Genomic DNA, 13,154 nt, shown 5'->3' with positions numbered 1-13,154 from the left:
GAAAGGGGCGGAAGACATGGGAACAGCCTCGAACGCCCGTCTTTGCATGCGAATATTCAACCCCTTACTGGTAGGTTTTTGGGTTGGTCTTCGGCTAACATGGCCTTTGGAGAGAGCGGCTGAAAACATACGCACTACGAGGAAAGAGAGCATATGGAAGCCATGGACGGCACTCCCCCTCAAATCCCTGGGTACGCATTCGCCCAGAAGTTGGGTTCAGGTTCCGAAGCGAATGTGTACTTGTACCAGCAGCTTTCCCCCAGCCGTCAGGTGGCCATCAAAGTCAGCAGGGGAACGCTCGACCTGCGCGCGGCGGCAAGATTCCGTTCCGAAGCGAACTTCATGGGCAAGATCTCATCACACCCTTACATTCTTTCGATGTATGAAAGCGGAGTCACCACCACAGGCAACGGCTATACCGTGTTCGAATACGCTCCGGGAGGCAATTACAAGACCTTCCTGGAATCCAACCGTCTCAGCGCAGACCAGATGCTCACCGTCGGCATCAATCTGGCAAGCGCCCTTTTCACGGCGCACCGCGAAGGCATCATCCACCGCGACATCAAGCCCAGCAATATTCTTATCAACGCGCATGGCATGCCCATGCTTTCCGATTTCGGCATCGCGGGAACGATTTACGGGCGCCCCGGCATCGGCTACACCATCGCGTGGGCTCCGCCGGAAGTGCTTGCGAAGAACGGCGGAGGCAACGAATCCTCTGACATCTATTCTCTGGGGGCGACGCTGTTCGCCATGCTGACGGGCCAGTCGCCGTACAAATACGGCTATTCCGCAGCTCTTGGCGCAACCCGAGGCAAAAATCGCGGCGCTCTGCTGCGAAACATCATTCTCACCAATCCGCTGCCCAAGCTCAACAGGCCGGATATTCCCCAGCAAGTGGAGCGGATCCTGCGCAAGGCGTTGAATAAAACTCCGGAGGACCGATATTATTCCGCATACGATTTCGCGCGTGACATGCAGCGTGCGCAGCAGGAATTGTATGGCCATGCCACGCCGACCACGGTTGAGGGTGAGCCACCGTTCCCGCAGAACCTGTACGCACAGTCGCAGGCGAACGTTCAGGTTTCGCCGACTGCCCCAAAGCAGCGCAGCACTTGGGCCAAGCCTCTTGCGATCGTTGTTTCGGTGGTCGTCGCGATTGCAGCCGTCGCGCTGGTGTTCACGTATGTGATCATGCCGAATATGGATTCCGCTTCCGACAACAGCAGCGTGCAGATCAAGAATCCAGGAACACGCGATCAGGAGAACGATTCACCGGATTCGGCCATCACCACCGGCAGTGTGCCCAGTGTCGAGAATATGACCGGGTCATATTCCGCCGATGGCAGCAGCGTGCAGTTCACTTGGGTGAACCCCGACCCTCAGGATGGGGATTCGTACGTGTGGTCACTGGTCGGCGATGCCGGCATCGATTCGAACGCCCAGGGAACCACCACCACCGACACTCATATCAGCATCGAACCCGCCGACGGCTCGCAGACCTGCATTCAGGTGAGCCTCATCCGGACCGACCGTCAGATGTCGCAGAATCCTACGATCGCGTGCGCAGCTAAACCATAAGCATCGCAGCATTTCGCAACAGGGTCGGCCGACGGCATTATTCAATCGCAGGCGACGTCGGGAACGAACACAACGACAATCGGAACATTCAGGGAAGAACCGGAAATGGGCAAACGCAAGAACGCAGCCAATCAGTCGGCACAATCGTATGAACGTCAATTGCGCTTCGGATCGATGATGCGCAAACTGCTGTTGCCGTCGGGAAGCAGACGGTGGATCACACCGATCATCATGCTGCTTCTGCTGCTGGGCATCATCGCAGGCGCGTTCATCGTCCGTTCGGTGACGCAACGGCATGTGCAACTTGACGACGGCACCGTGTGGATCACTTCGCTGAAGGACCGCAAGGCCGCACGATTCAATGCGAAAAACAAGGATGTGAACGCTGGAGTCTCATCCGCGGCCTCCCGTTTCGACGTGGCCCAACATAATGGCAGCACCGTGATTTCCGAAGGTACGAAAGCCAGCAGCATCGCGGCTTCCACCATCAGCGAAACCGGCAACACCGCCATCAAAACGGATATCGAAACCATTGTCGGAGGCGACACCGCAGCGTTCATCAATGTCAAAACCGGCAATGTGTGGGTGGGATCCGCTTCCGATGTGAAATCCGTCAATCCAACCACCGACAAGCCGAACATGAAGCTGGGATCCGGTGGAAAAATCGCGGTGACACACGACGGAACCGTATACGGATACCGTGCTTCCGATGGTGCGGTGCTGAGCCTCGACGGGCCGCAGGGCACGAACGAGCAAACAGACACAATCAAAGGCGCACCGCATGCCGAATCGTTCACCGTTATCGACGCAACCCCGGTCGTGGCGGCGAAAAGCACCGTGTACTGGCCGCAGGGAAGCGCAGCCATCAATCTGCAGGGCGACATGACCTTGCAAGCCCCTTCCACGGACGGCAAACAGAACGGATGGGTGGCCGTGGCGACACCACGTGGACTCGCAACGGTGAACCTCAGCACCAAGAAAACCTCTGAAACCCCGAATTCCGGCAAAGGCGAGGCCGCCCAGCCGGTATCCACAGGAGGATGCGTATTCGCCGCATGGGCACAGAAAGCCAACAATTACGCCAAAGCATGCTCCGCCGACGGTTCGGACACGACATTCGACACCCTGACCAACATCAACGCCACTTCGGAACTGATATTCCGCACCAACCATCGTCTGGTCATACTCAACGACGTGGTCAACGGCAACGTCTGGAATCCGCAGGAATCCACCAAAGTCATCAAAATCCAATGGAACAAGGTGGAAACCAAACAGTCGAAGCAGCAGGAACAGAACAACGACAGTGCCAACAACCAGCATAATTTCAGCAAAACCTGCTCGTCACAATCCGGGCAGATCAAAGCGGAAGACGATTTGCTCGGCGCGAGAACGGGATCGCAGCAGATTCTCGACGTGCTTCGCAACGACGAGCAGACCGACTGTTCCGTGCTGCGCATCACCTCGGTAAGCGCCCCGGACGGAGCCAACATCAGCGTCTCACCCGTATATGACGGACGATACCTGCAGCTCGACGCATCCGCGGCAGCCGAGGGATCGGTATCGTTCAGCTATGAGATTTCCGACGGACGCGGGCAGACATCCAACGCCAACGTGAACCTCACCTTGGTCGGAAACGACGACAACGCACCCCAGCAAACCGATACGCCACCGGAAATCGACGTGGAGCAAGGAGCCACCTACACCACCAACGCTTTGGGCAGCTTCTCCGACCCCGACGGCGATCCGCTCACGCTTGTATCCGCAACCCCGCAGAACACCGACCAGGTGACCGTCTCCACGCGAGCCGACGGGCAGCTCGTATTCAACGCGGGATCCATGTCTTCCGGCAGAGCCAGCATCGAAGTAACCGTTTCCGACGGACAGCAGACCGGCACCGGCATGGTGTATTTCTCAGTGAAACCGGCCAACACGTTGGCCGCAGTGATTGATCCGGTAGTCAAGCAGACCACGCCAGACGCACGCACCACCGTCTCGCTCAAACAATACGTGCACGGCACCTCGGCCGAACCCACGCAGCTGACCGCCGTGGAAACCCCATCCGGCGCATCCACAGCCATGAACGCCACCGACATGTCGTTCACCTTCAGCGCGGCCAACCCCGGCACCTACTACGTGCCCTACACCATCACGCAAGGATCCATTCCCACGACCGGCCTGGCCCGCATCGAAGTACAGGCCGCGACCGGAGACTCCGCCAAACCCATCGCCGCCAACGACGTGGCACTGCTCGGCGCCGACAACACCGCGATCGTGGAGCCCCTAGCCAACGACGTCGACCCGATGGGCGGCGTATTGTCCGTGACCAACGTGACCGCCGACGCGGCAAGCGGCATCAAAACCGGCGTCGTGAGCAACAAGCGCGTCTACATCACCGCACGACAGGTGCCGACCGAACCCGTGCAAATCAAATACAGCGTAGCCAACGCAGCAGGCACGTCGACCGGCGTGATCGTACTGCAGCCGCCGGCGTTGACCACCTCCAACTCCATACCGAAAGCCGACAACATCACCACGCAGGTACGCACCGACGGCATCGTCTCCATCGACGTGCTCGACCACGTTACCTACTCCGACGGCACCACGGTAAACCTGCAAAACGACCTGCAATACGACAAGAGCACGTTCAAAGGACTCGTATTCGTATCAGGCAACACCGTACGATACCAAGCATCCAACCAAACCGGATCCTTCCCCGTAACATACACGGTCAAAGACAATCTCGGCAACGCGGCATCTGCCACAATCACCATCAACGTGCATCAAAAAGACGCCGAAAACAAGGCGGCGCCAACACCATCCGACGTTGAAGCACAGGTTGCGGCAGGGCAGAAAGTACAAATCCCAATCATCCTGACCGGCATCGACGCCGATGGTGACGACGTGCAGCTGCTCGGCCTCGGCAACAAGGCTCCGACGCTCGGACGCATCAGCGAAGTCGGAGCCACCTACCTGGTATACGAGGCATATGCCGACTCCGCAGGAACCGACACCTTCTCATACGCCGTCGAAGACTGGACCGGCCAACGATCCCAAGCGCAAATCCGCGTGGGCGTGTTCAAATCCGGCACTGACTCGGGCGTGTACGCACGCGACGACGAAATCACATTGCGCCCCAACACCGCGGCAACCGTACCCGTGGCGCAAAACGACATTTCCGGAGACAACACCGACCTGACCGTCAGCAAAGACGTCGAATCGCAAGACATCAGCAATGTGAACGTAGTGGATAATGCGCTCGCCTTCACCACGCCTCAGCAGGCGGGCACCTATTACGTGGTGTATACGGTCAAAGACAAGGCAGGATTGTCAGACACAGCAACGCTGACGGTGAACGTCGATGGCAACGCCACCATCGAACCGCCGACCGCATACGACTACCGTGTGCCTTCTTCGGCGACGATCGACAAGAAATCGGTCGACGTGGACGTTTCGCAATGGATTGCGAACCCTTCCGGCAGCGCCGACGAACTGCACGTGGCCGTTGATGATTCGGCCACCGACCATGCGCATGTCAAAGGCGGAGACAAGTCCACGACCATTACCGTGGAATTGACGGACGAGGCGCGAGCCGTGCCATACACCGTGACCAACACGACGTATGACATCACGTCCACGGCGTTCATCCAAGTGCCCGCATACGGCGTGTTTCCGCCGGCCCTTCGGCCGAAAGCGCCGGCTTTGAAGGTGAACGCGCGAGAGACGATCACCATCAATATCGCCGATTACGTGCGTGTGGGCGCAGGCAAGACCGCGTATGTGGACGGCGCCGATTCGGTAAGCGCCACGAAAGCCGCGGACGGCGACCTGTATGCGAACGACCAGACGTTGAAGTTCACCGCGCCGAAGGACTACTCCGGCCCTGCATCCATCACTTTCACCGCGGTGGATGGCAAGCGCGACAAGAACGACAAGGTGAAAATCATCAATTCGGCAGTGTTGACGTTGCCGATCACCGTGATCGGGCGCGACGTGCCCGCGCCGACGTTCTCTTCGTCCACCATCGACGTGGTCGCCGGCGAGAGCGCCACCACCATCGACCTGACCGCGTTGACCCATTCGGCGTCCGACCTATACGACGACGAAAAACAGTACACGTATTCGGGTGGCGCTGATTCCGACCAGGTGAGCGCCAAAGTGAGTTCTAACGGCAAACTGACCGTGTCCGCCGACAAAACCACGTCGCCGGGAACCACGGTGAGCGTGCCCATTTCAATCCAATATTCGAAGGGCACGGTGAACGCGGGCGTCACGGTTCGTGTGACGACCTCCAACAGGCCTTTGGCACGCATCAACGCGAAAACCGTGAAGGTCAAGGCGGGAAGCAGCGAGGAAGTGAACCTGCTTGCCGACGCGTACAATCCGTTCCCCGATTCCGCATTGACCGTGACCGGATGTACGTCCGACGGCGCGTCGAAGCTGACCGTGGACTGTCCGTCAAACGGTGTGGTGTCGATCAGCGCAGCTTCCGACATCGGCGCGAGCACCAACAAGGTGATCGTCAACGTGCGTGATGCCACCAATACGAAGGAACGTGAGATAACAGGCACCATCAACGTTTCGGTAATGGACAGGCCGGATGCGCCTCTGCTCTCCCCCATCGCGGGAGACCCGCAGGATGGCGCGGTGAATCTGAGTTGGACGGCCGGTTCTTCGAACGGCAGCCCGATCAGCGGATACAAGGTGACGTGGAACGGCGACGGTTCCGGCGAGAAATTGTGCGGTTCCGTGACCTCCTGCCAGATTACCGGTTTGAAGAACGGCAAGACGTACTCGTTCAAGGTGCAGGCCAAGAATGAGGTCGGCTGGTCGAAGGAGTCGAACAGCGTGGAAGGCACGCCTGACAAGCTTCCGGACGCGCCGACCGATGTGAAGGCCGAAGCCGGCAGGAACACCGTCGTTGTCACATGGAAAGCTCCGGAAGGCAATTTCTCCGCCGTCGACGGCTATGAGGTGACGTTAAATGGATCCAATATAGCGAATCCGACGCAAAAGGTTGAAGGTACAAGCTTCACGTTCAAATTCGACGACAATGCGATTACCAATGGCGCATCCTATACCGCCACGGTCAAGGCACATAACAAAATGAACTGGAGTCAGCCATCCGCCGTGTCCAATGCCGTTTCGCCTTGGGGTAAGCCTGACAAACCAACCATCTCCGCAGTGCAGAATGGCGACAAGATTGTGGTGAGCGGGCGGATCAATGACGCCCGTAACTCGAAATACCAGTCGATTACGGTAAGTATCAGAGACGAAGACAGATCCGTAGAGACCAATGCCACGGACTATTCCGTCGAATTCGACATCAAGAACGAGTGGTATTACAAAGAGATTAAGCCAACGATTACCGTGGTCACGGAACGCAGTGGTTCGTCGAGCAGCGAAACATCCGTTTCGCCCTTCACAGCAGTCGACCCTCCAACCAATGTGAAGCTGGAACTCAGCAACAATACATGTGTGGCGACCTGGTCCAAAAAAGGGCGCGTCACAGGCTTTGTTGTAAGGGCCAAGGATTATTACAATGCTGATCTTCACGAGAACAGAGCAGAATGGCCGCTTTCCGGTAACTGGAGCACCTGCGATACGGTAAATGTTCAGCAATACTTCATTGATACGTCACATATCAGCACCCCTGAAACTGCCAACAGCAATACCGTCGGCAACAAAATTAAAGCGGAAATCACTACCATGCCGACCCTTTCCTGGGATGCCAATGACACGAATCTCATCAAGGTCGCCGGCGGATCGGTGAAAACATGGAATCAAATTGGCAGCTACTCTTTCGTATTCACCGGAGGTGGCAAAACATACGAAATCCCTTGGGCCCAAGGTACCAGTCAGTTGAACGCCGAAAAGCTACCAACGGGGGTTGACTACACATGGAAGTTTAAAGTCACCGGTCCAGACCCGGCACTCAACAACGAGGCAGACGGATCAACGATCAAAGACTCCGACCGCTATAACGAACCGACCCCCGATCCTAAGCCTGATTCCAATCCGGACCAGTCGGGATCAGGGCAAAGTGACGCCCCTACGGCTTCATCCGTAGCTCTTTCCACCATCGATGGAAAAAGCAAGCCGTGGGTGAGAGGCCTGGCCTATTACGCCAATCGCTAGCCGGTATGGCAATCTCGACGAACAATCCAATATCGACAACCAATCATCAATACGACCAATAGAAGCAAGCAAGGAGCACCCATGAGCAACGAAAACGATGACGACGCCACCCAGCTGGGTTCCATCGGGCACCATATGAACAAGCCGCAACAGCCTGGCAATCCGCAGATGCGCCCCGCATTCCAAGCTCCAAGCCTGCCGACGCATCCGCAGAAGCAAAGCGGCGACGATGAAGACACCGTGCTCAGCGCATACAACGCAACGCCCTCCAGGCCTGCAATGCCTACGGTTCCAACAACGCACCCCATGAAGGCGCAACCGGCACAGCCGGTGCAGATGCAACAACCGTTGCCGCAATCGCAGCCAATTCCGGCAGCGGCACCACGCCAATTCCCGCAGGCCACGACATCGCAAGCCAAGCCCGCGCAGCCAGCCGCAACCTCGTCCATGATGTCCGCGCCACAGGCCGACATCACCGAATTCCACAACCAGTTCGCCAAACTGGTCGACAGCGTCTCCCAGGTCGTGGTCGGCAAGGAACAACCGATCCGCCAATGCGCCACCGCCATGATTGTCGGCGGCCACATTCTGCTTGAAGACAACCCCGGAACAGGCAAGACGCAGCTGGCCCGAGGCCTCGCCAACTCCATCGACATGTCGTTCAAGCGCATCCAGTTCACTCCGGATCTGCTGCCTTCCGACGTGGTCGGCGTAACCTACTACGACCAGAAGAACGGCGAATTCGAATACCGCGAAGGCCCGATTTTCGCATCCATCGTGCTTGCCGACGAAATCAACCGAGCCTCGCCGAAAACACAGTCCGCGCTGCTCGAGGTCATGGAAGAGCAGAAAGTCACCGTCGACGGCGAAACCCACCCGGTACCGCAGCCTTTCATGGTCATCGCCACCCAGAACCCCATCGAACAGCTCGGCACCTACAAACTACCGGAAGCGCAGATGGATCGTTTCCTCATCAAAACAACCATCGGCTATCCGAGCCATGACGTGAGCGTAAGCATTCTCAAGCAGGTCAACGTCACCGACCGTGCATCCACCGTACATGCGGTGCTCACCGGCAACGACGTGCTACGCATGCGTGCCATCAGCGAAACCGTTCATCTTGACGACGCGATCCTCGAATACATCGTGCGCTTGGTGGAAGCGACGCGCCACAACGAACGCATCCAAGTCGGATCGTCCATGCGAGGCGCACTCGCGCTGACCCGATGCGCCCGCGTGTGGGCGGCGTCCAACAATCGCGGATATGCGGTACCCGACGATGTGAAGCAGCTGGCGGTCGCCGTGCTCGCGCACCGCATCACGCTCACCGCAGAGGCCACGTTCGCCGGATACACCCCCGGTCAGATGATCGAACAGATCCTCGAAAACGTACCTGCACCGACCGTAGGCGCCACCGTCTGAAACGTATACCCGACACAGCTGCACGCGCAGCACGACAGAAGCGCACAACCGCACGAAACGTTCACAAACCCCCGAAAGGTCAAGTATGCGACAATCCAAAACCATGCAACGCAGGAGAACCATGCAACGATCCCTGCGACGCATCAAGCATCGCATCAAACGACTGGTCACCTCATATGTGTCACCACTCGGATGGGCAGTGGCCGGACTCACCATCGCCTCGCTCATAGCGTTCACGATCCTCGGATGGCATGAACTGCTGGCCATGGCGATCATATTCGTCTGCATGATGGTCGCCGCCATCATGCTGTCGCTCGGCAACACGTCGTTCACTGCCACCATAGACGTGTCCAGAAGGCGAGTCACCGTGTCAGACACCGTGAAAGTCGACGTGTGCGTCGACAATCCGGGACACACGCCAACCACATCCGCACGAGGCGACCTGTCCATCGGCGACAATCACGAACGATTCTCCATCCCCATGCTCACCGCTGGCCAATCACACCAAACAACCGTGGAATTCACCGCCGTCTCCCGCGCGGTGTTGCCGGTCGGACCGCTTTCCATACGCAAAGGCGACCCATTCGGACTCGTACGGCACGAAAAGAAACTCGCCGACCAAATCAACGTGTTCATCCACCCGCAAACCGTCATGCTGAACACACTCAACGCCGGAATTCCGCGAGACTTCGAAGGTCAGCCCAGCGGCGAAATCGTCGACGACGACCTCGACTTCTACGGACTGCGCGAATACGAGCCGGGCGACGACGTGCGCAACGTGCACTGGCTCAGCTCCGCAAAAACGGGAGCGCTGATGATCCGCCAATACGAAGCAACCCGACGTACCAACACCGCATTGACCATCAGCGTGAACCCAGACGACTACCTCAGCTCCGACGAATTCGAACTGGCGGTATCCGTCCACGCATCCATCGGCGTGCAATGCCTGCTCCAAAACCGCCCGGTAACCTCCCATGCGGGAAACGAACACGCCACGCCATGCAACTCCACGGAATTCCTCGACGGATGCAGCGCCATTACCCCCGACATCAACGACAATCCGAACCTCGCACAAACCACCCTCACCCACACCCCCGACTCATCGTTCTACTACATCACCGTCGGCAGGCTCAAAAGCATCGACGAGATCAAACACATAGCGCTCGCGCTCCCCCGATCAGCAACCTGCGTGGTACTGCAAACCGCCATCGGGCAACCACGCGCCATCAAACAATACGCCGACTTCACCCTGGCGACCGTAGGAAACCTAGACGATCTTCCAATGATCATGGGGGTACTGGCATGAGCACCGCAGGATTCAGCAAACACAGCATCAACGCCAATACCGGCGAAACCCGCGCCGACCACACCACCGGATTCGGCAACACCTTCACCGAATCATCCACCGGCACCTTCACGGAAACAGGCACCGGAACAGGCTCATGGGCCGACTCCACACACTCCGCCATCTGGATGTCACGAGACGGCAAATCGCAAGTCCTTCCCTACTTACACCGACCACGCGCCTCGCAATACGCAAGCTTGCTCGTAGCAGCCCTGCTCACCCTCGCCGCAGCCAGCAACCTCATCGACGTCTACGGATCAGCCGCATCCTGGGCCCTCGCCGCCATTCCAGCCACCATCATCGGATCACTCGTGGCGCTCGCAGGCACGGTTCCCGCGCTCCGCCTCTGGTGGCAGATACTGTTCACGGCCGTCGCGCAACTGGTTGTCGGCCCGGTTCTGTTCCTCAACGACACCACCATCACACACTTCATCCCAACCCTGCGTACGCTTACGCAAGGATGGATGCAGACGCTCGGCTCCTTCAAATTCATCCTGTCGGTCGAACCTCCAACCGGCACCACGGACGGCTGTCTGCTTGCAGTATGGACCATCTGCCTGTGGTTCGCGCTGCTCACCGGCATTTTCGCAGTGACGGAAGATGGCAGATTCACCATGATCGCCATTGTTCCCGTCATCGCCAATCTTGCGATCTGCGCATTGCTTGGCTCATCTTCCGGCTATTACCGCATATTCGTCGGCAGCGCAATGGCGCTTGTGCTCGTGATTTGGATCAGTGCACGTTGGAAATTACTGGAATTGGGACGTTGGATCAGTTCCGTGGTAATCGTGGTTGTTTCCATCGCATTGGCGATCGGAGGATGCCTTGCCGTCGGCCGGGACCGCACCATTCTGCGCGACCATTACGATCCGCCGCTCAGCCCGTACGATTACACAAGCCCGTTGAGCGGCATGCGTTCGTACATCAAAAACAGCAAGGACGATGTGCTCCTCACCGTCGAAAACCTGCCCGCAGGTTCGAGCGTGCGGCTAGCGGTCATGGACCGTTTCGATGGCAACGTATGGAACCTGTCCGATTCCGCCATGTCGTCGGACTCCTCCAATTACCATCGCGTCGGCACCTCCATCACCAACAACGCCGAAGGCAAGAAATTCACCGCAACATTCACCGTGAACAAAGGCCTGAGCGACTACTGGCTGCCCATGGCCGGAGCCGCATCGAGCGTGACCTTCGACAACAGTGAAAACGTCGACTCGTTCTATTACAACAGCGACACCATGTCGGCCATCTATCCCTCACGCACCTCCGAAGGCCTCACCTACACGGAAACCGGCATCATGCCAGCAGTTCCCACCGACAAGCAAATCGCCAAAGCCAACGCAGCCTCCATCAGCCAGCCTAAAGCCGAAGACGTGCCCGACTGTGTGGACAAACTCGCCACAGCCATAGCCGGCGGCCAATCCAAAGGCGGCGAAGCAGCCCAGGCCATCGCCGAAAAACTCAAGGAATCAGGCTGGTTCTCGCACGGCTTGAGCGGCGATTACCCGTCTACCGCCGGCCACGGCAACTACCGTATCGACCAGCTGCTCGCCGGAACGGCCATGGTCGGAGACAGCGAACAATACGCCTCCGCAATGGCACTCATGGCACGCAGCCTGGGACTTCCAAGCCGAGTGGTGCTTGGATTCCTACCAAAAGACGATGAAGGCGACATCAGCGAAAACCGCACCGAAAAACAAGGGAAAAACACCGTCATCGAATTCACCGGCAACGACGTGACCGCATGGGTGGAAATCAAACTGGACGGCTACGGCTGGGTGGCGTTCTACCCGACGCCAAAGGAAACCAAAGTCCCCGACGAAAACCAGAACCTCACCCCACCGAACCCGCAAGCCCTGGTACGTCAACCCCCAGTACCCCTCACCGACCCGCTGCGCGACGACACCCAAGCCAAAGGCAAGTCCTCAATCGGCGGAAGCATGGCTGACGAAACGTCAATCAACCTCTTCTGGCAGCATTTCGGCAGAATCGCAAGAAAAGTAGCCATCTACGGAAGCCCCCTGTGGACGCTGCTCATCGTATGCGGCCTCCTGCTCGCCATCAAAGCGATCGCACTGGCACGGTCAAGAAAACACGGCAGCGCGCAACAGCGAGTGGCGGCAGGATGGCAATCCGTGGCGGCGCTCGCTCGGCAAAGCGGACTTGACATTCAAGGCACGCGCAGCGAACAGGCGGTCTCCATCGCAAGCCAGATGGATATTTCCTGTGAAACGTTGCTTGCCTTGGGCACACAGGCCGATTACGCGGCCTTCTCCGGTAATACCGTCAACGAGGAGCATGTGCAGCAGTATTGGCATGATATTGCGCAGGAACGCAAGTACATGCTCAAGTCATTGCCGACATTGCGCAGATGGCGCGCCAAACTTTCGCTTGCCGACGTTTTCCATTTTCGAGGCAAACGCGGCGCGAGCGACGATTCAGCGAATAACGCAGCGGATACGGCAACCAATATTTCGGATGACAACGATTGAAACGTCAGCAAAATCGGAGATCATGAGGATATCGTCGATTTGCAGGAAGGCACATTGCAGACGTTGCGAACCGTTCAATAACGCGCATGTTCCCGCAATGGCAAGCGTCGATGATTAGATTGCCGCTTTGTTCTCAGCGCATTCAATACAATATTTACAGATCACGAGATAAGGAGACC

General features: G+C 57.9%; 5 protein-coding genes. All 5 read left to right on the top strand.

All coding sequences use genetic code 11. The features are described from left to right. Positions 1-153: 153 nt before the first annotated feature. The 5 genes from WMO36_RS07325 to WMO36_RS07305 all read left to right on the top strand — a co-directional run bounded on the left by WMO36_RS07325 (position 154) and on the right by WMO36_RS07305 (position 12,975). Positions 154-1,581, top strand: coding sequence for a serine/threonine-protein kinase (locus tag WMO36_RS07325; protein ID WP_349077206.1), 1,428 nt, complete (start codon positions 154-156; stop codon positions 1,579-1,581). A gap of 105 nt (positions 1,582-1,686) precedes the next feature. Then, positions 1,687-7,716: an Ig-like domain-containing protein gene (locus tag WMO36_RS07320; RefSeq protein ID WP_349077205.1), complete on the top strand. Its 6,030-nt coding sequence runs from the start codon at positions 1,687-1,689 to the stop codon at positions 7,714-7,716. Positions 7,717-7,797: 81 nt separating this feature from the next. After that, on the top strand, positions 7,798-9,138 hold the full coding sequence (locus tag WMO36_RS07315) for an AAA family ATPase (RefSeq protein WP_349077204.1): 1,341 nt from the start codon (positions 7,798-7,800) through the stop codon (positions 9,136-9,138). A gap of 85 nt (positions 9,139-9,223) precedes the next feature. Then, on the top strand, positions 9,224-10,444 hold the full coding sequence (locus WMO36_RS07310) for a DUF58 domain-containing protein (protein ID WP_435374738.1): 1,221 nt from the start codon (positions 9,224-9,226) through the stop codon (positions 10,442-10,444). Next, positions 10,441-12,975, top strand: a complete 2,535-nt coding sequence (locus tag WMO36_RS07305; RefSeq protein WP_349077202.1) for a transglutaminase TgpA family protein — start codon at positions 10,441-10,443, stop codon at positions 12,973-12,975. The genes WMO36_RS07310 and WMO36_RS07305 overlap by 4 nt, the downstream gene beginning before the upstream one ends. Positions 12,976-13,154 lie beyond the last annotated feature (179 nt).

The organism is Bifidobacterium hominis (genome assembly GCF_040095915.1).
Taxonomy (GTDB): domain Bacteria; phylum Actinomycetota; class Actinomycetes; order Actinomycetales; family Bifidobacteriaceae; genus Bifidobacterium; species Bifidobacterium hominis.
Note: the sequence above shows the minus strand (reverse complement) of the source record. Positions and strands in the feature narration are given on the sequence as shown.